Origin of the sequence: Variovorax defluvii (assembly GCF_039541515.1) — a bacterium.
In the GTDB taxonomy this organism is placed as follows: domain Bacteria; phylum Pseudomonadota; class Gammaproteobacteria; order Burkholderiales; family Burkholderiaceae_C; genus Variovorax; species Variovorax defluvii.
On sequence record NZ_BAABGJ010000026.1, the window covers coordinates 15,764 to 40,521 of the forward strand.

Consider the following 24,758-nt stretch of genomic DNA (forward strand, 5'->3'; position numbering starts at 1 on the left):
CGGCGGGCTCGCAGCTTCTCAGCGGTTCTTCCACTGCGGCGGCCGTTTCTCGTTGAAGGCCGCCAGGCCTTCGCGGGCGTCCTGCGTCTGGATCATCGCGCTGATGGCGGTTTCGGTGAAGGCCACGCGCTCCGGGAAGGCCATCGATTCGACCGCGCGCAGCGCGTACTTTCCGCGCCGGACGGCCATCGGCGAGACAGCGAGCAGGTCCTGCACGAGCCGCTCGACCGCGGCATCGAGCTGCGCGGCCGGCACCACCTTGTTGAGCAAGCCGATGGAAAAGGCGGTGGCCGCATCGATGGGCTGGCCGGTCATGCACATCTCGTTGAGGAAGCGTGGCGGGATGAGGTCGCGCAGCACGTTGAGGATCTGCATCGGGAAGATGCCGACCTTCACCTCGGGCATGCCGAAGCGCGCTTCCTCCACCGCGATGGCCATGTCGCACAGTCCGAACAGGCCCATGCCCCCCGCCATGCACACGCCATTGATGCGGCCGACGATCGGCACGTGGCAGCCGTGCGCCGCGCGCATCAGGTCGGCCATCGGCAGCGTCAGGCGTGCGAAGTCCGGCTGGAAGGGTGTGTCGCCCGGCGTGAGGTCCGCACCCGCGCAGAAGGCCTTGTCGCCCGCGCCGGTGAGGACGATGGCGCGCAGGGTGTTGTCCTTCGAGGCCACCGCGAATGCATCGCGCAGGCCGAGCAGCACCGCATCGGTCAGTGCGTTGCGGCGCTGCGGCCGGTTCAGCGTCAGGCGCAGCACCTGGCCCTCGCACGCCGCAAGCAGGTCGCCGCCTGCGAGGCGGCCTTCCTGGTCCTTGATCCATTTCTCTACGCTCATCGAATCGCTCCGTCGTGGTGGGTTGGCAGGGTGTCGGGGCCGGCCCGGCGCGGTACGCGCACCTCGGCCAGGGCCGCCAGCGCCTCGGGCAGACCGGGCTCGCAGCGCAGGCCGCGCGCGGCGAAGGCCTCGCGCGCCTGGGCGAAAGTCATCTCGCGCTCGCCTGCCCCGCAGCACAGCAGCCCGATCACCATCGGCTTGGGCGGCGCGGCGGCATCGAGCAGCGCCATGACGCCCCGGACGACGGTCGCCACGGAGGTCGCAGCCAGGGTGAAGTACATGAGGATCGCGCTCACATCCGGCCGGGCGGCGCGCTCGAAGGCGATGCGGCCCAGCGTTTCGAACACGTCGGCGCCGCTGCCGCCGGATGCATCCGCGAAGTTGGCCGCCGGCATGCCGGCGTCGGCCACGATGTCGAGGATCGCCATGCCGATGCCTGCGCCGCCGGCGAGCATCGCGATCTCGCCTTCGAGCTCGACGAAGGCGAAGCCGTTGGCCGCGGCGCGCCGCTCCAGGGGAGTGACCCGTCGATCCGCCAGGCGCGACGAGTGGAGCGCGCGCCAGTCCAGGTGACGCGGGGACGCGTTGTCGTCGAGGACCAGCTTCGCGTCCAGCGCCATCAGTTCGCCGGAAGGCAGAACGGCGAGCGGATTGATCTCGAGCAGCTCGGCGTCTTCATGAACGAACACGCGCCAGCTCACGCTGGCGAAGCGGCACAGCGCCCCCAGGGTGCGGCCCTCTGCGCCGGCCTGCGCGAAGAAGGGCACGAATTCGTGCGCGGCCGGCACGTGACAGGGCGCGACGTGAAAGGCGGACAGGGTGTGGCCCTGCGCCTCGACATCGACGCCGCCGTGCATCGAGAACTGCAGCACATGGTCCTGCGCCACGTCGTCGATGCGCCAGCAGAAGTAGAGCTCGCGCGCGGCGTCGATGGTCTGTTCCACCAGCACCTGGGGTGCATCGTGCCCGTGGGCCCGCATGCGCTCGCGCAGCAGTTCCAGCTGCGATGCGCCATCCTCGCCGACGCCCACCGGCAGAACGAGGCCGCGCTTGCCGCGCCCGCCTTCGGCGATCTGGGCCTTGAGGACGCAGGGCGGTTCGATCTCGACGGCGGCCGTTTCACCCGCCACGGTGCCGGCAGGCACCGGCAAGCCGGCGCGATGGAGCATCGCCTTTGCCTCGAACTCGACGAGGTTCATGCGAGCAGCTCCGGCGCGCGAGGCGCAGGCCGGCCGAGCAGCCGCGCTGCCATCGTGACCACCTCCGAAGGAGAACGCGCGGCATGCGCGCCAGCGGACAGCAGCGCCTCGATCTTGGCGCTCGCGGTTTCGCGCGCGCTGCCCACCATGGCGCCCGCATGCCCCATGCGCCGCGCCGGGGGCACGTGGCGGCCGACCACGAGCGCGACGACCGGCTTGCCGGCGCCACGCACCGCATCGAGCATGGCGTATTCCTTGGTGCCGCCGGGCTCGCCCAGGTAGACCACCAGGTCGGTCTGCGGATCGGCAGCGAAAAGGCCGAGCCACTCGTGCGGATTGCGGCCGCACACCACGTCGCCGCCGATGTGCAACACCGAACTCTGGCCCAGCCCGGCGAGGCTGAGTGCACGGCAGACGTTCATGGTCAGCGTGCCGCTGCGGCCGATGACGCCAATGCGGCCCGGCAGCGTCATTCCCGGCGCGATGGCTCCGAGCACGGCCTGCCCTGGCGAGGCCATGCCGCTCGAATTGGGGCCGACCAGCCAGCAGTCCGCTTCGCGCGCGTGCTGCGCGGCGCGCAGCGCATCGTGCACGGGCACGAACTCCGCCGCGGCGAAGACCAGCTTCAGCCCCGCCCGCGCCGCCTCGACGATCGAATCGCGCACGCCGGCCGCCGGCGTGAAGACGGCCGCGGCCGTTGCCTGCGTCGCCTGCACAGCCTGCGCGATGGTGTCGAACACCGGCAGCCCATCGAGTTCGCCGCGGCGGCCCGGCGCGACGTGGGCGACGACGCGCGTGCCGAAGCCGCGCATGGCACGCACCTGCCCACCACCGTAGGCGCCGGTGGCGTTGACGGCGAGTACGCGAGTCTCCGAATTCAGCAGGATGGCCATGCAGCGAGGCGTCCCCTAATCGATGTAAGCCGAGAAGTACTATTGACAGGACGTTATGCTAACAAGGAAACTCGAATGCCGGAAGACCATGCATGAAAGGAACGGAAATGGCCAACAAGCTCACGCTGCGCATCGGCGGCGCCAGCGCCTTCTGGGGTGACAGCAACAAGGGCGTCGATCAACTGGTGCAGCGCGGCGACGTGGACGTGCTGGTGTTCGACTACCTCGCGGAACTCACGCTTTCCATCATGGCCAGTGCGAAGAGCCGCAAACCCGAGCTCGGCTACGCGACCGATTTCGTGAAGGCCGTGGGCCCGCACCTGCAGACGCTCAAGCAGCGCGGGACGCTGCTGCTGAGCAATGCCGGCGGCATGAACCCGCAGGCCTGCGCGCAGGCGCTGCGCGCCGCGGCCGACGCGGCGGGCGTGCAGCTGCGCATCGCGGTGATCGAGGGCGACGACCTGCTGCCGCATCGCGCGGAAGTGAGTGCCGCCGGGGTGCGCGAAGCTTTCTCGGGGGCACCGCTTCCCGAGGGCCTGACCAGCATGAACGCCTACCTGGGCGCCTTTCCGATCGTGGAGGCACTGCGGCAAGGGGCTGACGTGGTCGTCACCGGCCGCTGCGCCGACAGCGCGCTCGCGCTTGCCGCTCTCATCCATCGCTTCGGCTGGAAGCCCGAGGACTACGACCGGCTTGCCGCGGGCAGCCTGGTCGGCCACATCCTCGAATGCACGACCCAGACCACCGGCGGTCTCTTCACCGACTGGTGGAAAGTGCCGGGCTGGGAGGACATGGGCTACCCGATCGCCGAGTGCGAAGCCGATGGCAGCTTCGTGCTGTGCAAGCCGGCGGGCACCGGCGGACTGATCACGCCGCTGGTGGTCTCGGAGCAGATGCTCTACGAGGTGACCGACCCGGCCAACTACCTGCTGCCCGACGTGACCTGCGACTTCACCGCGGTGAAGCTGGAGCAGGCCGGCGACAACCGCGTGCGCGTGCAGGGCGCGCGCGGGCGGGCGCCGACGCCGACCTACAAGGTCAGCGGCACCTGGCTCGACGGCTACCGTTTGTCGACCACGCTCACCTTCGTCGGCAAGGATGCGGTGGCCATGGGACGGCGCGCCATGGACGCCATCGTCGCCCGCGCACGCCGCGTCATGGCCGAGGCCGGGCACGGGGACTTCAAGCGCGTCAACATCGAGGTGCTGGGCAGCGAGCAGCCTTCCTTCGGCGCACACGCACAGGCCGATGCGCGCGAGGTGGTGGTTCGGCTCGCGGTCCATCACGAGAGCGCGAAGGCGCTGGAGATCCTGGCTGGCGAGATCGCGCCGATGGGTATTGCCGGCGCGCCCGGCACCACCGGCTTCAGCGGCCGCCAGAAGCCGACGCCGATCTTCCGGCTGTTCTCCTTCCTGTGGCCGAAGTCGCGCGTGCCTGTGAGCATCGTGATCGACGACGAACGCAGCGCGGTCGTGCCTCCGTCGTCGGCCGACGCCTTCGTGCCGTCCGATGGCACGCGCTTCTCGCATGCGGCCGTGCCTGCCGGCGAGACCGCGAAGGTTCCGCTGTCGGCGATCGCTGTCGCGCGCAGCGGCGACAAGGGGGACCGGGCGCACCTCGCGATCATTGCGCGCGAGCCGCGCTTCGCCGCGCTCGTCGGCGCGCAGCTGACCGAGTCGGCGATGAAGTCCTGGTTCGCACACCTCGCGAAGGGGCGCGTACACCGCTACGAGGTGCCGGGTATCCACGCCTACAACTACGTGCTCGACGAGGCCCTCGGCGGCGGCGGTGCCGCGTCGCTGCGCAACGACCCGCTGGGCAAGACCTTCAGCCAGATCGCCCTCACGCATCCGGTGGAGATTCCGAAGGCCTGGCTGCCCGAGGTCGATCCGGGCTTTCAGGGGACCATCGCATCCTGAAGATGAGCGCTCCCGTCGCGGGGCGCCACCGCCCGCTGGAGCCCGGGGCGCGTCGCTACATCACGCCCATCTGCGTGAGCATCTTTTCCATGGCCGCCTGCGTGCCCCGAAACTCGGCCGCGCCGGCCATGTCGCAGACGGTGTCGAACCGCGCGGCCACCATCTCGGGCGTGACTGGTTTCGTCGGGTCGAACTGCACGCCCGGCGCCTTGTGCACTTCGAGCTTGGCGACGTGGCCGCCCGCGACGGCGAACATGCCGCTGTTGGAGGTGCAGCGTTCGCTGGCGAGGAAAAGCACGGCCGGCGCCACCAGCTCCGGGCGCAGAAATTTTTCCATCTGCGGCCAAAGCAAGCCCTGGCTCATGCGCGTGGTCGCCGTGGGGACGATGGTGTTGATGAAGATGCCCTGCTCGCCGTACTCGCGCGAGATGCAGTTCATGAGGCCCACCATGCCGGTCTTGGCGGCACCGTAGGCCGCCTGGCCGGCAAAGCCCACCAGGCCCGAGCCCGAGCTGGTCAGCACGATGCGGCCGTAGCCGTGGCGCTGCATCTCGGGCAGCGCTGCGCGGCAGCAGTACAGCGTGCCCATGAGGTGCACACCCACCTGAGCATCGACATCGCCGACGGGCGCCTCGCCCAGCTTGGCCATCTTGAGGTTGCCGGCATTGTTGACGAGCACGTCGAGCCGCCCGAAGTGCTCCACGGCCGTCGCGACGATGCGCCCGGCGCCCTCGGGCGTGGCCACGCTGTCGTGGCTGGCCACCGCCTCGCCGCCGGCGGCGCGGATCTCGTCGACCACCGCGTCGGCCGCCTGCCTGGAGCGGCCCTGGCCGGCGACGCTGCCGCCGAGGTCGTTGACCACCACCTTTGCGCCGCGTTCGGCGAGCTGCAGCGCGTAGATGCGTCCGATACCGGTGCCGGCGCCGGTGACGATCGCCACGCGGCCGTCGAATCGAAGAGTCATGGCGCCATCGCGCGAGGGTGCTGGGTCGGACATGCGGTCGCTACTTGTAGAAGAGGTTGGGGAGGTACATCGCCAGGATCGGGAAGGCCGCGATGATGAAGACGCGCACGATGTCGGCCACGGCGAAGGGCGCGATGCCCTTCACGATGGTGCCGATCTTGATGTCCGGCGCGAAGGATCGGACGACGAAAAGGTTCATCCCCACCGGCGGCGCGATCATCCCGAGCTCGCACAGCACGATCACCAGCACGCCGAACCACACGCCGTCGTAGCCCAGGCCGGTCACCACCGGGAAGAAGAGCGGCACGGTCAGCAACATCATGGAAAGCTCTTCCATGAGCGCGCCCAGCACGATGTAGATGATGCAGATGACAGCCACCACCTGGAAGGGCGAGAAGCCGTGGTCCTTGACCAGCGAGAGCACTGCGTTGTGCGCGCCGGTGCGGTTGAGGAATTCGGTGAACACCAGCGCGCCGATCAGCAGGCCGAAGATCACGGCGGTGGACCGCGCGGTGTCGATCAGCACCTCTTGCAGCAGCTTCATCGTCATCTTGCGGCGGGCCATTCCGAGCGCGAAGGCACCCACGGCACCGATGCCGGCAGCCTCCGCCGCCGTGAACAGGCCGCTGTAGATGCCGCCCAGCACCAGCGTGAAGAGCGCAAGGATGGGCCAGATGGCCATCAGCGAGCCTATCTTTTCCGCCCGGGTCGATGCGATCGAGCCCGGCGCGCTGGAGGGGTTGCGCCAGACGGTCCAGCGCACCGCGAGGACGTAGCCGACGACACCCAGCAAGCCGGGAATCAGTGCCGCGGCGTACAGCTTGCCGATGTGGGTTTCGGTCATCACGCCGTAGATCACCAGCAGCACGCTGGGCGGGATGATGATGCCCAGCGTGGCACCGGCGGCGATGGTCGCGGCGCTCAGCTTGTCGTCGTAGTTGAACGCGCGCATCGAGGGCAGCGCCACCTTGCCCATCGTCACCACGGTGGCGACGCTGGAGCCGCAGACCATCGCGAAGCCGCCGCAGGAAAGCACGGTGGCGCTGGCCAGGCCGCCGCGCTGCCGGCCCAGGAAGGCCTGCGCGGCCTTGTAGAGCTCCTTCGACACGCCGGTGCCGGCGATCAGGTTGCCCATCAGGATGAACAGCGGAATGACGACCATCGAATAGGTCATGGCCGCCTCGCGCGTGGTCAGCGCGAGCATCACGAAAGACTGGTGCCAGCCGGCGGTGAGGCCGAATCCGATGACGCCGGTGAGCCCCAGCGCCACCGCGATCGGCACGCGCATGAAGATCAGCGCGAAGGAAAAGAGAAACCCCGCACCCGCTGCGTACATGGTGGCTCCTGTCGAGTGTGATGAGTTGGAATGGGCGTGGGGCAGGTCAGACGATGACGGGCTCTTGCGCGGCTTCGCCGTCGACGCTCTGCTCGGTCTTGGGGTGTTGCGGTGCGATGGCGAGCAGGGATGCGACCGCCACGATGCCGGCCATCACCGACAGGCCATAAAGGATGGGTCCCACCGGGATCTGCAGCGCGGCGGTGCTGTCGCCGTAGCCCATCGCCCGGTTGGCCAGGATCCAGCACTGCCAGGCGATCAGCCCGAACATGATGGCGGCCAGTACGCAGGCGAAGATGTCGAGCGCCTTGCGCACCCGGTCGCTGCAGATCTGGTCGATCAGGTCGATCACGATGTGCTCGTTGCGCCGCGCGACCTGCGGCAGCATCAGGAAGATGACCAGCGCCAGCAGGATCTCCGTCAGCTCCGAGGCGCCGGTGAGGGGCTTGTTGAACAGGTTGCGCCCGGCCACGTCGACGAAGGTCAGGAGCATCAGGGCGAACAGCAGGATGGCGGCCAGGTTCACGGCCGCGCGTTCGATCCGGCGATACATGGGCTCGCTCCTTCAGCGGGCCTGGACCGCAGCGCGGAAGTCGGCCAGCGCGGCCGCCGGATCGGCCACGCCCTTCTTCCTGGCCTTGGCGATCCATTCGTCCTCGATCGGGCTCAGCGTCTTGCGCAGGCCCGCCGTCAATGCCGGGTCGGCGCGCTCCAGGACGTATTTCGCCTCTTTCATCGAATCGATGCTGGACTGGTCGGCGGCGGCATAGGCCCGGCCGATCTTGGCCGCCAGCGCTTCACCCGAGACGCTCATGATCGCGCGCTGGTCCGCGGGCGAGATGGTCTTCCACTTGCCGCTGTTCACGACAACAGCCAGCGAGGAGTTGAACAGGCCGCCCGGGATCAGCAGGCCGTAGCGCAGCAAGCCCAGCGAATTGGTCGACTTCACCGTCTCCTGCAGCATGAGGCTGCCGTCGATGGCGCCGCTGGACAGCATTTCGAAGGCCTCGGTGGAGGATTTGAGGATCGGCACCGCGCCCACCAGGTTGAGGGCCCGCGTTCCCGTGGCCGAGGCGCTGCGCAGCTTCATGCCCTTGAGGTCGTCGAGGGTCTTTATCTGCTTCTTGGCCGTGAAGATGTGGCCCGGCGCGATCGTGAAGATGCTCATCACGTCGACGCCCTTGAATTCGTTGGCGGCGGTGAAGTGCTTGCGGTAGACGCGGTCGAAGGCCGGGGACATCACGGTCGGGTCCTCGCCGAGGAAGGGCAGCTCGCCCATCTCCGCCAGCTCGAAGCGGCCGGGCGTGTAGCCGGTGACGATCAGGCTCAGGTCGGCCAGGCCATCGCGCACCACGTCGAACTGGGTGGGCGGCGTGCCGACCGTCTTGGGCAGCATCTCGATCTTCACCCGCCCCTGCGTCGCCTTCTCGACTTCGGCAATCCAGGGAAGCATGCCGTTCGTGTTCAGCCAGTGGGTGGGCGGCAGCCAGGACGAATAGGTCAGCACCACCGCCGCCTGCGCGTGCGCCAGTGCCGCCGCCGCGGCGAGGAAAAGGCCGGCCGTGGCCGACCGGATGGTTGTCTTGAATGGGTGCACCTTTGTCTCCTTCGACCGTTTGTTCCGCGGGGGGTGCGAATCGCCAGCGTCGTGGCGCCGCATAATTCGTCAAACCAATCTACTCGTTGGCCGGTTTGCCTGTCAATAGTACTTGTCTGGGACGGACGTTGTACGGTGCCGGGTCGGCCATCCGCACTGCGAGGCCCGACAGCGCGTCCTGCATGTCACTGGCTCTCGCCCAGCATCGGGATGCCCAGGGCCTTGTGCCGCTCGGCGATGTCGGCGCGGAATTCGGCGAGTACCTTTTCCGGCTCGGCCATGCCCTTTTTCTTCGCCTTGGCGATCCAGGTGGACTCGGCGTACGACAGCGCCTGCTTGATCTGCTTGTAGAAGTCGCCCTCGGCGACGATCACGGTCTTGCCGGCCTTCTTCATCGTCGCCACGGCGGCGGCATCGGCCTTGCTGTACGCCTTGCCGACCTCCTTGGCCATGGCCTGCCCGGAGATCTTCGAGATGGCCTCCCGGTCCTTCGCGGAGATGGCCTTCCACTTGTCCTCGTTGATCGCCAGCGAGAGCACCGAGTTGTAGATGCCGCCCGGGATGATGGTGAGGTTGTTGAGCGTGTCGACCAGGCTGAAGCTGACCACGCCCTCCTTGCTCAGGAGGGTGCCGTCCAGCACGCCGGAGGACACCAGTTCGTAGATCTCGTTGGTGCCCTTCTGCACCGGCACGGCGCCGAGCGCGGTGACGGCCGGGCTGTTGGCCGCAAGCGAGGTGCGCAGCTTCACGCCCTTGAGGTCCGCCATGTTGCGGACCGGCTTCTTGGCGGTGTAGATGTGTCCCGATGCGGTGGTGAAGATGCTGACGATGTGCGCGCCCTTGAACTCGTTGTACTTGGCCAGATGCTTCGTGTAGAGCTGTTCGACCGCGGGCGCCATCACGTTGGGTTCGTCGGCGACCAGAGGCAGCTCGGCCATTTCGATCAGGTCGAAGCGCCCCGGCGAGAAGCCGGGCACGAACACCGCCATGTCGGCCAGCCCGTCGCGCAGCACGTCGAACTGCGTGGGCACGGTGCCGACCATCTTGGGGAGGATCTCGAACCTGACGCGCCCCTCGGTGATCTTTTCGACCTCGGCCATCCAGGGCACGAACACCTCCGAATGCATCTGGTGCTTGGCGGGCAGCCAGTTGGAGTAGCGCAGAACGGTCTGCGACCACGCGGGTGCGGCGGCGGCCAGCATGAGGGCGAGGCAGAGCACGAGTCTCTTCATGGAAGTCTCCTGTGGTGATGTCGCTTCTCAGCGCGCCGATCCGAGCGCCTTCTGGCGCGCGGCGATGTCGGCCTTGAAGTCGGCGAGCACGGCCTCGGGGTCGGGCATGCCTTTCTTCTTCGCCTTGGCGATCCAGGCCGCCTCGGCCGGCCGCAGAACCTGCCGGATCGATGCGAGGAACTCGCCGTCGGCCGTGACGATGGTGGCGCCGGCGGCCTTCATCATCTGGAAACCGCGCTCGTCGGCGCGGCTGTAGGCTTCGCCGACTGCGCGGGCCAGGGCGTCGCCCGAGCTCTTCGTGATGGCCTCGCGGTCGCGCGGCTCGATGGCTTTCCACTTCTCTTCGTTGATCGCCAGCGAGAGGATGGAGTTGTACAGGCCGCCCGGGACCACGAGCATGTGGTTGAGGGTGCCGTTGACCATGCTGAAGCCGGCCGGCCCTTCCTTCGTCCAGAGGGTGCCGTCGACGACGCCGCTGGTCACCAGCTCGTAGATTTCATTGGTGCCCTTCTGGATCGGGATCGTGCCGAGGGCGATCATGGCCGGCGCGTTGCTCGCCAGCGAGGTGCGCAACTTCAGCCCCTTGAGGTCCGCGAGCGAACGCATCGGCTTCTTCGCGGTGTAGATGTGGCCTGCCGCGGTCGAGAACATGCTCGCGATGTGCACGCCCTTGAACTCGTTGTACCGGGCCAGATGCTTCACGTAGAGCGCGTTGGCCGCCGGTGCCATGACGAGCGGGTCGTCGGCCAGCAGCGGCAGCTCGGTCACCTCGACCAGTTCGAAGCGGCCTGGCGAGAAGCCAGGCACGAAGATGGCCATGTCGGCCAGGCCGTCGCGCACCACGTCGAACTGCGTGGGCACCGTGCCCACGAGCTTCGGCAGGATCTCGAACTTGACACGGCCCTGGGTGACCTTCTCCACCTCGGCCATCCAGGGCACCATGACCTCCGCATGGAGCTGGTGCTTGACGGGCAGCCAGTTCGAGTAGCGGATCATGGTCTGTGCCAAGGCGGGCGCCGACACGGCCAGCCACAGGGCGGCCACCAGCAGCATGCGCTTCATCCTCTGTCTCCTTCCGGATCGGGGTCCGTCTGTGACCGTCACTGGTTCGGCGGGCCTTCTTGGTTGGGAAGAAGGACCGGGGGCATCGGCCGGCCGTCGTCAGCCCAGCGTGCCGGTGCGCGGCTCTCGGTCCGCGAGGACGGCGTTGACCATCGGCATGACGCGGGTCGCCATCAGCTCCATCGAGCGGCGCGCCAGCGCGGGGTCCTGCCAGTCGGCTCCGACGTAGAGCACGGTGCCGAAGCCGCCCAGGGCGTCGTGGCGAGCGAGGAGCTTCTCGGCAACTTGCTCAGGGGTGCCGCTGATCGTGAGGTTGTCGACCAGGTACTGCGCGTCGATGGCCGAATCGGGCATGCCGAGGTCCGACTTGAACAGGTCCATGCGGCCGTTGAAGACGAAGCGCGTGCGCAGGCTTTCCCAGCGCTGGCCGTAGGGACCTTCGGCGCTGCCGCCGTAGGTCCGCGCGGTTGCCTCGTTGTCGGCGACGAAGATGTTCACGCCGACGCGCCAGTCGCTGCGGTCGGCCGCGCGCCCGACATTGCGGCAACCCTTCTCGTAGAGCGGCCAGTGCGTCGCCTGCCACACGGGCTGCAGCATGTCGCCGGTGACCGGCAGCCAGCCGCGCTCGGCCGCGGCGACGATGCCCTTGGAGTAAGGTGCCACCACGGTGGCGAAGATGTCCGGCACGCGGCCCTGGTAGGGCTTGAGCATCATGCCCTGGCCGAGCTCCCGCATGTAGGTGCGGTCCATGCGGATGTTCCAGTACTTGCCGTCCCGCACGATCGGTGCCTCGTCCTGCCACATCGCGAGGATGTGATCGATGGCCTCGACGAACATCGCGGTGCGGTCCTCGTCGAGGTTGCCGAAGGCCTCCGAGTCGGATTTGAGCCCGCCCGGCCCGATGCCGAACAGGAAGCGCCCGCGCAGCAGGTTGTCCAGCATCGCGACCTGGGCCGCCACCGCCACCGGATGGTTGTTCGGCAGGTTGACGGTGCCGCTACCCAGCTTGATCTGGCGCGTGTCGCTGGCCAGCGACGCGAGGAACATCAGCGAGGAGCTGATGGGTTCGGACAGGTCGGTCACATGCTCGCCGACGAATGCCTCCGTGAAGCCCAGTCGATCCGCCAGGATGATCGCCTGGCGATCCTCTTCCAGCGTGTCCGGGTAATTCCGCGAAAGGGGGTGCAGGGGCATCGTGAAAAAGCCGAGATGCATGAGAGCGGGCCTCCGTCGAAGATGGGCAATGGCTTCAGCGCGCAGCCACGCGGGGCTTTGCCGATTCCTGGCGGAACTCGTTGAGGGCGGCCATCGGATCGGCAACGCCCTTCTTCTTGGCGCGTTCGACCCATTCGGCCTCCTGCGGCGCGAGCGCCTTCTTCATGTCGGCGACCAGGGCGGGGCTGGCCGTCTCGACCACGTACTTGGCCTGGGTCATGAGGCCCATCGCTTCCTTGTCGGCCTCGACGTAGGCGCTGCCCATGTGCTGGGCGAGGGCTTCGCCCGAGACGGACATGATGGCCTGGCGATCGGCCTCGGGGATCGACTTCCACTTGTCGGCGTTGACCACCACGGCCAGCACGGCATTGAACACGCCGCCGGGCACCAGCGTGCCGTACTTGAGCAGATCGACCGCGTTGCCGGACTTCACCGTTTCCTTGAGCATGAGGCTGCCGTCGATGGCGCCGGTGGAGAGCATCTCGTGCGCCTCGGTGAACGACTTCAGGATCGGCACGGCGCCCATGAGCGTGAGGGAACGGGTCGACGTCGCACCCGGGCTGCGGAGCTTCAGGCCCTTCATGTCGTCCATGGTCTTCACCTGCCGCTTGGTGGTGAAGATGTGGCCGGGCGAGATCGTGAAGATGCTCAGGACCTCGACGCCCTTGAACTCGTCGGCCTTGGCGAAGTGCTTGCGGTAGACGCGGTCGAAGGCGGGGGACATCGTCGAGGCGTCATCGCCGGCGAAGGGCAGTTCGCCCATCTCCGCCAGCGGGAAGCGGCCGGGCGTGTAGCCGGCGATCACGATCGACATGTCCGCCAGGCCGTCGCGCGAGACTTCGAAGGCGCTCGCCGGCGTGCCCACCGTCTTCGGCAGCGTCTCGATCTTCACGCGGCCCTGGGTGGCCTTCTCGACCTCGGCGATCCACGGGTTGATGCCCTTGCTGGTGAACCAGATGGTCTGCGGGTGGTAGGACGAGTACTTCAGCACGATGGGCTGCGCGGCGGCTCCGAGCGGCGCCAGGGCGGCCGCGGCGGCGAGGACGAGACCGATGGCGGACGAGATGAATCGCATGTATGTCTCCGGGCTTGAGGTTGGATCTATAGGACTTCAACGATTTGCCTAAAGAATTATTAATAGGACTTTCAGCCTTGTCAACGGGCTGGCATTCCTCAACCCGGCCCTTCCCGCCGCAGGCTGTTCCCCAAGGCCGTCTTGCGCAGGATCACCGCAAAGGACTGCACCACCGCCGGCCGCGTCTCGCCCAGCCGCCAGAGGATGCCCGGCGTGCGGATCGGCGTCGGACTCTCCAGCGGGATCACCTTGAGGCCGGGCATGCCCCCGGGGACCGCGTTGATGGCCACGATCGAACCGATCATGGTGCGCGCCACCAGCCCGAGCATCGGCGCCACGGTCGACATCTGGGCCACCACGGTGGGCTCGCAGCCGGCCGCGCGGAAGCACTCCTCGAGCATGGTGCGGGTGGAGAAGGTGCGCGACAGGAGCACCAGCGCCTGCCGGTGCAGCTCCACCATGCGGATGCGCTTGCGCTCGGCCAAGGGGTGGGCGGTGGAGACGACCAGCACCATCTCCTCGTTGTAGAGCGGCTCGAACCACAGGCCGGTCGGGTCCGCGGGGCGGTAGGAGATGCCCAGGTCCAACTCGCCCGCCACCAGGCGCGCGGCGATGACCTCGGCGGCCAGTTCCTCGACGGTGATGCGCACTGTCGGGTGGCGCGCCAGCGACAGGGCCACGCACTCGGGGATGAGGCCGATGTTGAAGGTGTGCGTGGCGCCGATGCGCACCTCGCCGGTGAGGCTGCCCGCAGCCGGCTTGAGCAGGGCCACGCCCTGGTCGACCTCCCTCAGCGCGCGCGCGGCGAAGCCCCGCAGCAGCTCGCCGGCCTCGGTGGTCACGACCTTCTTGCCGATGCGCTCGAAGAGCGGCTGGCCCAGTTCGTCCTCGAGCTGCCTGATCTGGTGCGACAGGGTGGATTGAGTGACATGCACCCGCTCCGCCGCCCGCGTGAAGCTCAGGCAATCGGCCAACGCGACGAAGTAGCGCAGATGGCGCATCTCCATGAAAACCCCTGCGGATGATCGACGGCATCGATGATATTCATGGAAATTCATCATTTGCCGCTCGCTTTCCCGAGGCCTATCGTCCATGCCACAACACAGGATGACTGGAGACGCGACGTGGCCGACTACAACCAGGACAGCATCACCCAGGACGTGCTCCAAGCCTTCGCCAGGACGCCCGACCCGCGCCTGCGCGAGCTGATGACGGCGCTGGTCAAGCACCTCCATGCCTACGCCCGCGAGGTGGACCTGAAGCCCGGCGAATGGCTCGCGGCGATGAAGTTCCTCGAGGCGACGGGGCAGATCTCCACCGACAAGCGGCCCGAGTTCATCCTGCTGTCGGACACGCTGGGCCTGTCGATGATGGTGGTGGCGCTGGACCAGGCGCGTGCCAGCGGCCAGGCCCAGGGCGCGACCGAGGCGACCGAGGCCACGGTGGAAGGCCCCTTCTACTGGGCCGGCGCGCCCGACCAGCCGCTGGGCGCCGACATCCGCGGCAGCGCACGCGGCGAGCCGACGCTGTACATGGGCCGCGTGACCGACGTGCATGGCGTGCCGCTGGAAGGCGCCCTGCTCGACGTCTGGTCGGGCGACGGCGAGGGCAAGTACGACGTGCAGCTGAGCAGCGAACCCACGATGGCCGCGCGCGGGCGCTTCCGCACCGATGCGCAGGGGCGCTACTGGTTCTGGTCGATCCGGCCGGCCTACTACCCCATTCCCGACGACGGGCCGGTGGGCGAGATGATGCGCGCCACCGAGCGCAGCATCTACCGGCCGGGCCACATCCACCTGCAGGTCTCGGCGCCGGGGCACGTGACGCTGACCACGCAGGTTTTCGTCGGCGGCAGCCCGTACATCGACCAGGACGCGGTGTTCGGCAAGCGCGACAGCCTGGTGGTGGATTTCGAGTCGCACCCGCCGGGCAAGGCGGTGGACGGGCGCGAGATGCCCGTGCCTTACTACTCCGCGAGCTTCGACGTGCGGCTCGCGCCGGTGCCGGATTGAGCACCGCCCGGCCGCCCGAAGGCGCTCGTACCGCAGCCGGAGGCGAAGGTGCTTCGGTGCACTCCGCTCCCCCTCCCCTCTTTATCTCAAGGACTCCCATGAAGATCGGCAAGGCCACCGTGCCGCGCACGGCCATCTGCACCTCGGACGAGCACACCATCGTGATCCGCGGGCGCGACCTGTCGAAGGAACTGATCGGCAAGATCTCCTTCGTCGACCACTTCTTCCTGCTGTTGACCGGGCAGATGCCGAGCCCGGGGCAGGCCGCGGTGCTGAACGCCACGCTGGTGGCGATTGCCGAGCACGGACTGGTGCCCAGCGTGCAGGCGGCACGCATGACCTTCGCCGCCGCGCCGGACGCGATGCAGGGCGCGGTGGCGGCGGGCATCCTGGGCTGCGGCTCGGTGGTGCTGGGCTCGTCGGAGACGGCGGGGCGCATGTACGCCGAGATCGACGCGAAGATGCAAGCCGGCGCGCCGATGGACGAAGCAGCGCTCGCGGTGATGCAGGCGTGGCGCGCGGCGGGCCGCTCGGTGCCGGGCTACGGCCACCCGCTGCACAAGGAGCGTGACGCGCGCGTGGGCGCGCTCTTCGACGCGGCCAAGGCAGCCGGCACGAGCCTGCGCTTCGTCGAGATCGCGCAGGCCTGCGAACGCCTGATTCCCGGCCTGCTCAACAAGCCGCTGCGGCTCAACGTCTCGGGTGCGATCCCGGCGGTGCTGCTGGGCGCGGGCTTTCCGGTGGAAGGGCTCAAGGGCGTGCCGATGCTGGCGCGCACGGCGGGCCTGATCGCGCACATGGTGGAGGAGATCCGCCAGCCGATCGGCTTCGCGCTGTCCTACCAGGCCACGCGCGAGGTGGAGTACGAGGGCGATGTGCCCCCGGAGTTCGGGAAGCACGCATGATCCCGGTCCTGCAAGGCCTCAAGGTCATCGAACAGGGCACCTTCATCACCGGGCCGGCCGCCGGCATGCTGCTGGGCGACCTGGGCGCGGACGTGATCAAGGTGGAGGTGCCGAAGACCGGCGACCCCTTCCGCGCCTTCAAGAACGGCCTGTACAGCCCGCACTACCAGACCTACAACCGCAACAAGCGCAGCATCACGCTGGACACCAGGGACGCGGCCGACCGCGAGGTTCTCGATGCGCTGATCGCGGATGCCGACGTCTACATCCAGAACTTCCGCCCCGGCGTGGCGGAGAAGCTGGGCGTGGGCGCGCAGCGGCTGCAGGCGCTCAACCCGAAGCTGATCTACGTCGCGATCAGCGGCTTCGGCGCCACCGGCCCGGCCGCCGGGCGCCCGGCCTACGACACGGTGGCGCAGGCCGCGAGCGGCTTCCTCAACCTGCTGGTGAACCCCGAGAACCCGCGCGTGGTGGGGCCGGCCATCGCCGATGCGCTGACCGGCTTCTACGCCGCCTACGGCGCGCTCGGCGCGCTGTTCGAGCGCGGCCGCACGGGCAAGGGCCGCAAGGTGGAGGTGTCGATGCTGGAGGCGATGACGCACTTCAACCTCGACGCCTTCACGCACTACTTCCAGGTCGACGAGGTGATGGGGCCTTACAGCCGGCCGAGCGTGTCGCAGTCCTACGTGCTGCGCTGCGCGGACGGCAAGTGGATCGCGCTGCACATGTCGTCGCCGGAGAAGTTCTGGCGCGGCCTGGCGGTGGCGATCGAGCAGCCGGACATCTTCGAGGACGCGCGCTTCGCCACCCGCGAGGCGCGCATCGAGAACCAGGAGACGCTGATCGAGCTGCTGGGCCAGCGCTTCCGCACGCAGCCGCGCGACGAGTGGTGCCGCCGCCTGGCGAAGGAGGACGTGCCGCACGCGCCGATGTACGACACCAGCGAGGCGCTGGACGACCCGCAGGCCAGGCACCTGCAGCTGATGACCTCGGCGCGGCACCCGGTGATGGGCCTGTTCCGCACGGTGCGCTCGCCGGTCAGCTTCGACGGCGTGCGCGCGCTCGAGGTGCGGCCGCCGCCGACGCTGGGCGAGCACAACGACGAGATCCGCGCGGCGCTGAAGCAGCGCCTCCAAACCAACAGCGAAGAGGGTGACAAGCGCTCCGGCGCGCAGGTGGATTAGCTCTCTCCCAGGGTCCCCCACTTCGTGGGGTCCGCCAACCCCCTCACCGGGGGCAACACCAGCGGGCCGGCGAAGCCGGTTCCGCGGTGTTCCTGGAAAGAGCAGCAGCGGTGTAACTTGATCAACAAAGCAGAAGGAGACAGGCATCATGAAGACGCAGCAGCTTCCGGGCATTCCCCGCCGCACGGCCATGGCCGCGCTGGCGTTCGCCGCATCGGGCATCGCCTTCGCGCAGCAGCCCACGGGCCAGCCGGTGCGCATCGGCAGCACGCTGGCGCTGACCGGGCCGCTGTCGGCCACGGCGCAGATCCACAAGCTGGTGGGCGAGATCTACATCGAGCAGCTCAACAAGCGCGGCGGCCTGCTGGGCCGGCCGGTAGAGTGGGTGGTGAAGGACGACCAGTCCAAGCCGGACCTCGCACGCACCCTGTACGAACAGCTCGTCACCGCCGACAAGGTGGACCTGCTGATGGGCCCTTATGCGACCGGAGCCATTCTTTCGGCGATGGGCGTGGCCCAGCGCTACAACAAGGTGCTGGTGCACCACACGCTGGGCATCCCCTCGCTGGCCAAGTACGACATGCAGTTCCCGGCCTGGTCGATCGGATCGGACCCGGCGACGACGGTGCCCAACACGCTGTTCGACGCACTCGCGGCCTCGCCGAAGCCGCCGAAGACGGTGGCGGTGGTGACCAGCAAGTTTCCCTCGATCCAGTTCATGAGCGCGGGCGCGCGCGAGGTGCTGAAGAAGCGTGGGCTGACGGAGGTGCTGTTCCTCGAATGGGACTTCGGCAACCGCGACTTCGGCCCCATCGCCAACCGCGTGAAAGACGCCAAGCCGGACTTCGTGTGGGTGGGCGCGATCGGGCTGGAGGGCAACCTGCTGCTCGACGCGATGAAGAAGATCGACTATTCGCCGCCGCTGCACTTCTACCTGTACCCGGCGCCGGGGCCGCTGCTGGCCTCGCCGGATGCGAAGAACGCGCTGTCGGCCACCATCTTCGAGGACCAGCCGCCCTTCACCAGCAACTTCGGCGCCGCCGAGTTCGTGAAGATCTATCGCGAGCGCGCAAGCAAGGCGGGCTTCCCCGACACCTCGGTGGAAACGCAGGCTGCGGCCTCGTACACGGCCTGGCAGATTCTGGAGGCGGGCGTGGTCAATACCAGGAGCCTGGACGACAAGGCCATCGGCACCTGGCTCAAGGCCAACAAGGTCGACACGCTGCAGGGCAAGCTGCGCTTCGACGGCACCGGCAACTTCGGCGACGACCTGATGCGCATCAAGCAGATCCAGGACGGCAAGTGGGTGGTGGTGTGGCCGAAGGAGGTCACCTCGGGCGGCGCGAAACTCCTGACGCCCTGAAATGACACTCTCCCCCAGGCTCCCCCACTTCGTGTGGTCCGCCAACCCCCTCACCGGGGGCGCACCCGGTGGCCCGGCAAAGCCGGTTCCACGGAGCATGTTGCTCTCCCCCAGGCTCCCCCACTTCGTGTGGTCCGCCAACCCCCTCACCGGGGGCGCACCCGGTGGCCCGGCAAAGCCGGTTCCACGGGTGCTCCCGAGCGGGCCGGCTGCGCGGCCTGCGTGTTTCGCGCGTCGCGGGTCTCCCGATCGCGTGGCAGAAAACTGATATGTCTGGCTTCACCCTGCCCAGCATTTCGCTGTTGTCCCAATCGATCCTTTCGGGCATCTTCGTCGGTGCCTTGTACGGATTGATGGGCCTGGGCCTCAGCCTGAGCTGGGGCCTGTTGCGCCTGATCAACCTGGCGCATTTCGCCTTCGCCTTCCTGGCGGCCTACTTGTGCTACCAGATGGCGACGATGGGCATGGACCCGCTGTTGACGCTGGCGGTGATCGTGCCGCTCTTCTTCGTGCTGGGCGCTGCGCTGCACTGGGTGATGGTGCGTTTCTCGGTGACGCCCTTCAATTCGCTGCTGCTGACCTTCGGGCTCACCGGCATCGCCGAGAGCGTGATCCAGTCGATCTGGACGGCGGACTTCCGAAAGCTGGAGTCGAGCTACGGCGAGCACAAGTTCAAGGTGGCGGGCTTGTTCGTGCCGGTGCCGGAGCTGATCACGCTGATCATCGCGGTCGCGCTGGCCTTCGCCGTGTGGGCCGTGCTGCGCTACACCGACCTGGGCCGTGCGCTGCGTGCCGCCGCGCAGGACGGGCCGGTGGCCGCGGCCTTCGGCGTGAACGAGCGGGCGCTGGGGCTGATCCTGGCCGGCACCTGCGCCGCGCTGGCCAGCATCGCGGGCGTGTGCCTGGCGCTGAGCTTCACGCTCACGCCCTCGCAGATGTACGCCTGGGTCGGCGTGGTGTTCGCCGCCGTGATGCTGGGGGGCCTGGGCAGCGCGCTCGGCCCGCTGGTGGCGGGCACGCTGATCGGCGTGAGCGAGGCGGTGACCATGGCGGTGACCGCGCCGTCGTGGGCGCCGATCGTGTCCTTCACGCTGCTGATCGTGATCCTCATCCTCAAGCCCGGGAAGGCGGGATGAAGCGAACCCCTGTCGCCATCCTCGCCGCCGGCGTGGCGCTGGCCTTCCTGCCGCAGCTGGGCCTGCCCGCGTTTTACGACGCCTTCCTCTACCTGGTGCTGCACTGGGTGGTGCTGGCGACCTCGTGGAACATCCTCTCGGGCTACTCGGGCTACTTCTCCTTCGGGCACGGCGCCTTCTTCGGCGCCGGCATCTACACCAGCGCCAACCTGATGTCGCGCTTCGACTGGCCCTTCCTGTGGACGCTGCCCGTCGCCGCGCTGGTCGCCGCGGTGCTGGGCGTGGCGCTGGGGGCGGTGGTGTTTCGCGTCAAGGGCGTGCGCGGCGAGCTGTTCGCGCTGCTGACGCTGGCGATCACCTTCGTGATCGGCACCATCGTGGTCAACACGCCGCTGGACGGCGGCAACGGCGTCTCGCTGGCCGCGGTGGCCGTGCCGAAGATCGGGCCCACGGCCTCGTCCACCTTCTACCTGCTGGCGCTGGCCGCGGCGGTGGCGACGCTGCTGATCGCCTGGGGCATCCAGGTGTCGAAGTTCGGCGCCGGGCTGTTCGCGATCCACGACGACGAGGACGCTGCCGAGGTGATGGGCGTGCCGACCTTCCGCTACAAGCTGATGGCGCTCGCGATCTCCTGCGCGCTGGCGGGGGTGGCGGGAGGCATCCATGCGCTCTTTCTGTCGTACGTGACGGCGGGGGAAGTATTCACGATCACGGTGCCGCTCACGGTGGTGCTGATGAGCGTGCTGGGCGGCACGCGCCACTGGGCCGGGCCGGCCATCGGCGCGGTGGCGATCACCGGGCTGCTCTACAGCTTCACCGCGGCGGACCACGCGGTGGCGGGCAAGGCGCTGATCGGGGCGATCCTGATCGCCGCGATCCTGTTCATGCCGGACGGCATCCTGATGCGCGTGCAGCGCCTCTGGCGGCGCTCCCCTGCCTTGCCCGCTCTCCCTCTGGGCGCGGGCGGGGCCGAGGGCGCGGGGCCTTTGCAAGCGCACGGCGACGGCACGGGCCCGGTGCCCTCACCCCAGCCCGCTCCCGGGGGGCGAGGGAGCCAAGCCCAGGCCGAGGTGCTGCTGCGCGTGCAGGGCCTGAGCAAATCCTTCAAGGGCGTGCGCGCGCTGGCCGGCGTGAACGTCGAAGTGCGGCGTGGGGAAATTCTCGGCCTGCTCGGGCCCAACGGCTCGGGCAAGTCCACCTTCATCAACGTGGTGAGCGGCCATTACACGCCCACCGGCGGCTCGATCTGGTTCGAGGGCCGCAGCCTCGACGGCTTGCCGGCGCACCGCATCGCCGGCAGCGGCATCGCGCGCACCTACCAGATCCCGCGGCCCTTCGGGCACCTGAGCGTGCTGCAGAACGTGGCCATCGCCACGATGTTCGGCGGTGCCGTGGGCGACCCCGCGACGGCGAACCGGCTGGCCATGCAATGGCTGGAGTTCACCGGCCTGCAGGACAAGGCGATGGCCCGGCCGGACGACCTGAACCTGCACCAGCGCAAGTTCCTCGAGCTGGCGCGCGCGCTGGCCTCGCGGCCGCGCCTGGTGATGCTCGACGAGGTGCTGTGCGGGCTGACGCCGAGCGAGATCGACGAGGCGGTGGCGCTGATCCGGCGCATCCGTGAGCAGGGCTCCACCATCGTCTTCGTCGAGCACGTGATGCGCGCGGTGATGGCGCTGACGGATCGCATCGTGGTCTTCAACCACGGCGAACTGCTGGCCGAAGGCGGGGTGCGCGACGTGATGCAGCGCCCCGAGGTGATGAGCGCCTACCTGGGGCAGGTGGCCCATGCTTGAAATACGAGAGCTCGAAGTGGCCTACGGCGCGGCGCGCGCGCTGTGGGGCGTGTCGCTGGACCTGCATGCCGGCGAACTGCTGTGCGTGGTCGGGCCGAACGGTGCCGGCAAGACGACGCTGATCGGCGCCATCTCCGGCATGCTGCGTGCCCGGTCGGGGCGCATCGTGCTCGATGGCAGGGACCTCACGCATCTGCCGCCCCATCGCTTCTGCGAAGCCGGCATCGCGCTGGTGCCCGAGGGGCGGCGCCTCTTCACCGGGATGAGCGTGCTGGAGAACCTGGAGCTGGGCAGCTTCACGCGCAACGCGAAGGCGCGGCGGCGCCAGACGCTGGACCAGGTGATCGAACTCTTCCCCGTGATCGAGGAGAAACTGGCCAGCCCGGCCGGCGAGCTCTCGGGCGGGCAGCAGCAGATGGTGGCGATCGCCCGCGCGCTGATGGCGCGGCCGCGCCTGCTGCTGCTGGACGAGCCCTCGCTCGGGCTCTCGCCGCGCATCGTGAACGACATGTTCGCCGCCATCCGCCGCATCAACGCCGAGGGCATGTCGGTGCTGCTGGTGGAGCAGAACGTGGCGATGGCGATGGAGGTGTCGCAGCGCGCCTACGTGCTGGAAGAAGGCCGCGTGGTGGCCGAGGGCCTGCCGCAGGCGCTGATGGCGCGGCCCGAGATCCAGCGCGCCTACCTGGGCGTGTAGCGTCGAATTCAACCGTTGACAGGAGAAGCCCATGCTGTTTCCCACCACCATCGTCGGCAGCTTTCCGCAGCCGGACTGGCTGATCGACCGCGCAAAGCTCGCGGGCCGCTTTCCGCCGCGCGTGCGGGCGCGCGAGCTGTGGCGCATTCCGCCGCAGTACCTGGAGGAGGCGCAGAACGACGCGACGCTGATGGCGATCCGCGCGCAGGAGGAGGCCGGCCTGGACATCGTGAGCGACGGCGAGATCCGGCGCGAGAGCTATTCGAACCGCTTCGCCACCGCGCTCGACGGCGTGGACCTCGACAACCCCGGCACGGCGCTGGACCGCTCGGGCCATCCCAACCCGGTGCCGCGCATCGTGGGCCGCATCCGTCGCCGCCATGCGGTGGAGGTGGAGGACCTGAAGTTCCTGCGCGCCCACACCGACCGGCAGGTGAAGATCACCGTGCCCGGTCCCTTCACCATGCTGCAGCAGGCGCAGAACGACTTCTACAAGACCGAGGAAGAGGCGGCGATGGACTACGCGGACGCGGTCAACGCCGAGATCCGCGAGCTCTTCGCCGCCGGCGCGGACGTGGTGCAGATCGACGAGCCCTACATGCAGGCGCGGCCCGAGAAGGCACGGCGGTACGGCCTCGATGCGCTCAACCGCGCGCTCGAAGGCATCACGGGGACGACGGCGGTGCACATCTGCTTCGGCTACGCGGCCATCATCCATGAGCGGCCCAGCGGCTACTCCTTTCTGCCGGAGCTGGCGCAGTGCCGGTGCAGGCAGGTGTCGATCGAGACCGCGCAGTCGAATCTCGATTGCGCGGCGCTGCAGCCGCTGGACGGCAAGCGGATCATGGTCGGCTGCATCGACCTGTCGACTCCCGAGGTGGAATCGGTGGAGACCATCGTCCAGCGCATCCGGCGCGCGCTGCCCTACGTGAAGCCGGAGAACGTGATCCTGGCGCCGGACTGCGGCATGAAGTATCTGCCGCGCGAGGCCGCTACGGGCAAGCTGCGGGCGATGGTGGCGGCGGCCAGGGTGCTGCGCGAAGAGCACGCCGGCTGAGCCAAAGGCGCCGGCGGGCGCGGCCGGCGCGGCCGGCGCCCTCAGCCTTCCTCGACGAAGGCTTCCTCGCGCTTCGACCTCACGGCCGGCATCAGGACGATCACCAGCAGGAGCGCGGCGGCGATCAGCAGGCCCGCGGAGATGGGGCGCGTCACGAGCACGGCCCACGACCCGCGCGACAACAGCAGCGCACGTCGCAGGTTCTCTTCCATCATCGGGCCCAGGATCAGGCCCAGCAGCAGCGGCGCCGGCTCGCAACCCAGCTTGTGAAAGGCATAGCCCACGACGCCGAACAGGCCCACCATCCACACGTCGAAGGTGTTGTTGTTGGTCGAGTACACGCCGATCGCGCAGAACAGAACGATGGCCGGGAAGAGCCACTTGTAGGGGATCGACAGCAGCTTGATCCACATGCCGATGAGCGGCAGGTTGAGCACGATCAGCATCAGGTTGCCGATCCACATCGAGGCGATCAGGCCCCAGAACAGCTCGGGGTTGCTGGTCATGACCTGCGGGCCGGGCTGGATGTTGTGGATGGTCATCGCGCCGACCATCAGCGCCATCACGGGATTGCCTGGAATGCCCAGCGTGAGCAGCGGAATGAAGGAGGTCTGCGCGCCCGCGTTGTTGGCCGACTCGGGGCCCGCCACGCCGCGGATGTTGCCCTTGCCGAAAGGAATCTCGCCGGCGCCCAGGCGCAGCTTCTTCTCCAGCGTGTAGGACGCGAAGGCCGACAGCAGCGAGCCCCCGCCGGGGAGAATGCCGAGGCAGCAACCCAGCGTGGTCCCGCGCAGCACGGCCGGAATGCCACGCTTGAAGTCGTCCTTCGTGGGCCACAGGCCTTGCAGCTTCGCGGTGTAGATCTCGCGGTGCTCCTCGGGCTTGGCCAGGTTGGCGATGATCTCGCCGTAACCGAACACGCCCATCGCGATGGCGATGAAGCTGATGCCGTCGGTCAGTTCCGGGATATCGAAGCTGTAGCGTGCGACGCCGGAGTTCACGTCGGTGCCGACCAGGCCGATCAATAGGCCCAGCACGATCATGCAGATCGCCTTGAGCAGCGAGCCGGACGCCAGCACCACGGCGCCGATCAGGCCCAGCACCATCAGCGAGAAATACTCGGCCGGGCCGAACTTGAAGGCCAGTTCGGTTAAGGGCGGCGCGAAGGCGGCCAGGATCAGCGTGCCCACGCAGCCGGCGAAGAAGGAGCCCAGGCCGGCGGCCGCGAGCGCGGCGCCCCCTCGGCCCTGCTTGGCCATCTGGTGGCCGTCGATCACGG

At 68.5% G+C, this 24,758-nt stretch carries 22 protein-coding genes; 9 read left to right on the forward strand and 13 right to left on the reverse strand.

Annotated features, from left to right (window positions below):
* Positions 1-18: 18 nt before the first annotated feature.
* From ABEA07_RS13650 to ABEA07_RS13660, 3 genes are read right to left on the reverse strand one after another with little or no spacing between them, the layout of a single operon-like run.
* Positions 19-837: an enoyl-CoA hydratase-related protein gene (locus tag ABEA07_RS13650; protein ID WP_345538476.1), complete on the reverse strand. Its 819-nt coding sequence runs from the start codon at positions 835-837 to the stop codon at positions 19-21.
* A complete protein-coding gene (locus tag ABEA07_RS13655) occupies positions 834-2,036 on the reverse strand; it encodes an ATP-grasp domain-containing protein (protein WP_345538477.1) in 1,203 nt (400 codons plus the stop codon). The genes ABEA07_RS13650 and ABEA07_RS13655 overlap by 4 nt, the downstream gene beginning before the upstream one ends.
* A complete protein-coding gene (locus ABEA07_RS13660; RefSeq protein ID WP_345538479.1) occupies positions 2,033-2,929 on the reverse strand; it encodes a succinate--CoA ligase subunit alpha in 897 nt (298 codons plus the stop codon). Before ABEA07_RS13660 ends, ABEA07_RS13655 begins: the two co-directional genes overlap by 4 nt.
* Before the next feature lie 92 nt (positions 2,930-3,021).
* On the opposite strand from ABEA07_RS13660, the gene ABEA07_RS13665 reads away from it, so the two are divergent.
* On the forward strand, positions 3,022-4,848 hold the full coding sequence (locus ABEA07_RS13665; RefSeq protein ID WP_345538480.1) for an acyclic terpene utilization AtuA family protein: 1,827 nt from the start codon (positions 3,022-3,024) through the stop codon (positions 4,846-4,848).
* A gap of 55 nt (positions 4,849-4,903) precedes the next feature.
* On the opposite strand, the gene ABEA07_RS13670 is transcribed toward ABEA07_RS13665, so the two are convergent.
* The 9 genes from ABEA07_RS13670 to ABEA07_RS13710 all read right to left on the reverse strand — a co-directional run bounded on the left by ABEA07_RS13670 (position 4,904) and on the right by ABEA07_RS13710 (position 14,336).
* Positions 4,904-5,845, reverse strand: a complete 942-nt coding sequence (locus ABEA07_RS13670; RefSeq protein ID WP_345538481.1) for an SDR family NAD(P)-dependent oxidoreductase — start codon at positions 5,843-5,845, stop codon at positions 4,904-4,906.
* Positions 5,846-5,852: 7 nt separating this feature from the next.
* On the reverse strand, positions 5,853-7,148 hold the full coding sequence (locus tag ABEA07_RS13675) for a TRAP transporter large permease (RefSeq protein ID WP_345538482.1): 1,296 nt from the start codon (positions 7,146-7,148) through the stop codon (positions 5,853-5,855).
* Between the two features lie 46 nt (positions 7,149-7,194).
* A complete protein-coding gene (locus tag ABEA07_RS13680) occupies positions 7,195-7,701 on the reverse strand; it encodes a TRAP transporter small permease (protein WP_345538483.1) in 507 nt (168 codons plus the stop codon).
* Positions 7,702-7,713: 12 nt separating this feature from the next.
* Positions 7,714-8,745 (reverse strand): TRAP transporter substrate-binding protein, encoded by a 1,032-nt coding sequence (locus tag ABEA07_RS13685; RefSeq protein WP_345538485.1) that lies wholly within the window; start codon positions 8,743-8,745, stop codon positions 7,714-7,716.
* A 185-nt stretch (positions 8,746-8,930) separates the two neighbouring features.
* Positions 8,931-9,977, reverse strand: coding sequence for a TRAP transporter substrate-binding protein (locus ABEA07_RS13690; RefSeq protein WP_345538486.1), 1,047 nt, complete (start codon positions 9,975-9,977; stop codon positions 8,931-8,933).
* Positions 9,978-10,004: 27 nt separating this feature from the next.
* Positions 10,005-11,039 carry a TRAP transporter substrate-binding protein gene (locus ABEA07_RS13695; RefSeq protein WP_345538487.1) on the reverse strand — a complete coding sequence of 345 codons (1,035 nt, stop codon included), beginning with the start codon at positions 11,037-11,039 and terminating at the stop codon, positions 10,005-10,007.
* Positions 11,040-11,138: 99 nt separating this feature from the next.
* Positions 11,139-12,254, reverse strand: a complete 1,116-nt coding sequence (locus tag ABEA07_RS13700) for an LLM class flavin-dependent oxidoreductase (RefSeq protein ID WP_345538488.1) — start codon at positions 12,252-12,254, stop codon at positions 11,139-11,141.
* 34 nt (positions 12,255-12,288) lie between these two features.
* Entirely contained in the window at positions 12,289-13,329 is a 1,041-nt protein-coding gene (locus tag ABEA07_RS13705) for a TRAP transporter substrate-binding protein (RefSeq protein WP_345538489.1), read from the reverse strand.
* Positions 13,330-13,427: 98 nt separating this feature from the next.
* On the reverse strand, positions 13,428-14,336 hold the full coding sequence (locus ABEA07_RS13710; RefSeq protein WP_345538490.1) for a LysR substrate-binding domain-containing protein: 909 nt from the start codon (positions 14,334-14,336) through the stop codon (positions 13,428-13,430).
* A gap of 117 nt (positions 14,337-14,453) precedes the next feature.
* Here ABEA07_RS13710 and ABEA07_RS13715 point away from each other — a divergent pair, with 117 nt between their 5' ends.
* The 8 genes from ABEA07_RS13715 to ABEA07_RS13750 all read left to right on the forward strand — a co-directional run bounded on the left by ABEA07_RS13715 (position 14,454) and on the right by ABEA07_RS13750 (position 23,479).
* Positions 14,454-15,341, forward strand: a complete 888-nt coding sequence (locus ABEA07_RS13715) for a dioxygenase family protein (RefSeq protein WP_345538491.1) — start codon at positions 14,454-14,456, stop codon at positions 15,339-15,341.
* Between the two features lie 98 nt (positions 15,342-15,439).
* Complete coding sequence (locus ABEA07_RS13720) at positions 15,440-16,246, forward strand: citryl-CoA lyase (protein ID WP_345538492.1); 807 nt, start codon at positions 15,440-15,442, stop codon at positions 16,244-16,246.
* Positions 16,243-17,430: a CaiB/BaiF CoA transferase family protein gene (locus ABEA07_RS13725; protein WP_345538493.1), complete on the forward strand. Its 1,188-nt coding sequence runs from the start codon at positions 16,243-16,245 to the stop codon at positions 17,428-17,430. Before ABEA07_RS13720 ends, ABEA07_RS13725 begins: the two co-directional genes overlap by 4 nt.
* A 148-nt stretch (positions 17,431-17,578) precedes the next feature.
* Positions 17,579-18,793 (forward strand): amino acid ABC transporter substrate-binding protein, encoded by a 1,215-nt coding sequence (locus ABEA07_RS13730; protein ID WP_345538495.1) that lies wholly within the window; start codon positions 17,579-17,581, stop codon positions 18,791-18,793.
* 269 nt (positions 18,794-19,062) lie between these two features.
* Entirely contained in the window at positions 19,063-19,929 is an 867-nt protein-coding gene (locus ABEA07_RS13735; protein ID WP_345538496.1) for a branched-chain amino acid ABC transporter permease, read from the forward strand.
* A complete protein-coding gene (locus tag ABEA07_RS13740; RefSeq protein ID WP_345538498.1) occupies positions 19,926-21,725 on the forward strand; it encodes a branched-chain amino acid ABC transporter ATP-binding protein/permease in 1,800 nt (599 codons plus the stop codon). Before ABEA07_RS13735 ends, ABEA07_RS13740 begins: the two co-directional genes overlap by 4 nt.
* Positions 21,718-22,422: an ABC transporter ATP-binding protein gene (locus tag ABEA07_RS13745; protein WP_345538499.1), complete on the forward strand. Its 705-nt coding sequence runs from the start codon at positions 21,718-21,720 to the stop codon at positions 22,420-22,422. Before ABEA07_RS13740 ends, ABEA07_RS13745 begins: the two co-directional genes overlap by 8 nt.
* Before the next feature lie 31 nt (positions 22,423-22,453).
* Entirely contained in the window at positions 22,454-23,479 is a 1,026-nt protein-coding gene (locus tag ABEA07_RS13750; RefSeq protein ID WP_345538501.1) for a uroporphyrinogen decarboxylase family protein, read from the forward strand.
* Between the two features lie 41 nt (positions 23,480-23,520).
* On the opposite strand, the gene ABEA07_RS13755 is transcribed toward ABEA07_RS13750, so the two are convergent.
* The coding region (locus ABEA07_RS13755; RefSeq protein WP_345538502.1) for a tripartite tricarboxylate transporter permease at positions 23,521-24,758 on the reverse strand (1,238 nt) is incomplete at its 5' end.

What these genes read in the sequence shown, in the direction of transcription:
- ABEA07_RS13740 (WP_345538498.1), top strand. Translation starts at nt 19,926, where the DNA reads ATGAAGCGAACCCCTGTCGCCATCCTCGCCGCCGGCGTGGCGCTGGCC.
- ABEA07_RS13675 (WP_345538482.1), bottom strand. Translation starts at nt 7,148, where the DNA reads ATGTACGCAGCGGGTGCGGGGTTTCTCTTTTCCTTCGCGCTGATCTTC.
- ABEA07_RS13710 (WP_345538490.1), bottom strand. Translation starts at nt 14,336, where the DNA reads ATGGAGATGCGCCATCTGCGCTACTTCGTCGCGTTGGCCGATTGCCTG.
- ABEA07_RS13700 (WP_345538488.1), bottom strand. Translation starts at nt 12,254, where the DNA reads ATGCATCTCGGCTTTTTCACGATGCCCCTGCACCCCCTTTCGCGGAAT.
- ABEA07_RS13655 (WP_345538477.1), bottom strand. Translation starts at nt 2,036, where the DNA reads ATGAACCTCGTCGAGTTCGAGGCAAAGGCGATGCTCCATCGCGCCGGC.
- ABEA07_RS13705 (WP_345538489.1), bottom strand. Translation starts at nt 13,329, where the DNA reads ATGCGATTCATCTCGTCCGCCATCGGTCTCGTCCTCGCCGCCGCGGCC.
- ABEA07_RS13725 (WP_345538493.1), top strand. Translation starts at nt 16,243, where the DNA reads ATGATCCCGGTCCTGCAAGGCCTCAAGGTCATCGAACAGGGCACCTTC.
- ABEA07_RS13730 (WP_345538495.1), top strand. Translation starts at nt 17,579, where the DNA reads ATGAAGACGCAGCAGCTTCCGGGCATTCCCCGCCGCACGGCCATGGCC.
- ABEA07_RS13720 (WP_345538492.1), top strand. Translation starts at nt 15,440, where the DNA reads ATGAAGATCGGCAAGGCCACCGTGCCGCGCACGGCCATCTGCACCTCG.
- ABEA07_RS13670 (WP_345538481.1), bottom strand. Translation starts at nt 5,845, where the DNA reads ATGTCCGACCCAGCACCCTCGCGCGATGGCGCCATGACTCTTCGATTC.
- ABEA07_RS13735 (WP_345538496.1), top strand. Translation starts at nt 19,063, where the DNA reads ATGTCTGGCTTCACCCTGCCCAGCATTTCGCTGTTGTCCCAATCGATC.
- ABEA07_RS13650 (WP_345538476.1), bottom strand. Translation starts at nt 837, where the DNA reads ATGAGCGTAGAGAAATGGATCAAGGACCAGGAAGGCCGCCTCGCAGGC.
- ABEA07_RS13690 (WP_345538486.1), bottom strand. Translation starts at nt 9,977, where the DNA reads ATGAAGAGACTCGTGCTCTGCCTCGCCCTCATGCTGGCCGCCGCCGCA.
- ABEA07_RS13695 (WP_345538487.1), bottom strand. Translation starts at nt 11,039, where the DNA reads ATGAAGCGCATGCTGCTGGTGGCCGCCCTGTGGCTGGCCGTGTCGGCG.
- ABEA07_RS13745 (WP_345538499.1), top strand. Translation starts at nt 21,718, where the DNA reads ATGCTTGAAATACGAGAGCTCGAAGTGGCCTACGGCGCGGCGCGCGCG.
- ABEA07_RS13750 (WP_345538501.1), top strand. Translation starts at nt 22,454, where the DNA reads ATGCTGTTTCCCACCACCATCGTCGGCAGCTTTCCGCAGCCGGACTGG.
- ABEA07_RS13660 (WP_345538479.1), bottom strand. Translation starts at nt 2,929, where the DNA reads ATGGCCATCCTGCTGAATTCGGAGACTCGCGTACTCGCCGTCAACGCC.
- ABEA07_RS13680 (WP_345538483.1), bottom strand. Translation starts at nt 7,701, where the DNA reads ATGTATCGCCGGATCGAACGCGCGGCCGTGAACCTGGCCGCCATCCTG.
- ABEA07_RS13665 (WP_345538480.1), top strand. Translation starts at nt 3,022, where the DNA reads ATGAAAGGAACGGAAATGGCCAACAAGCTCACGCTGCGCATCGGCGGC.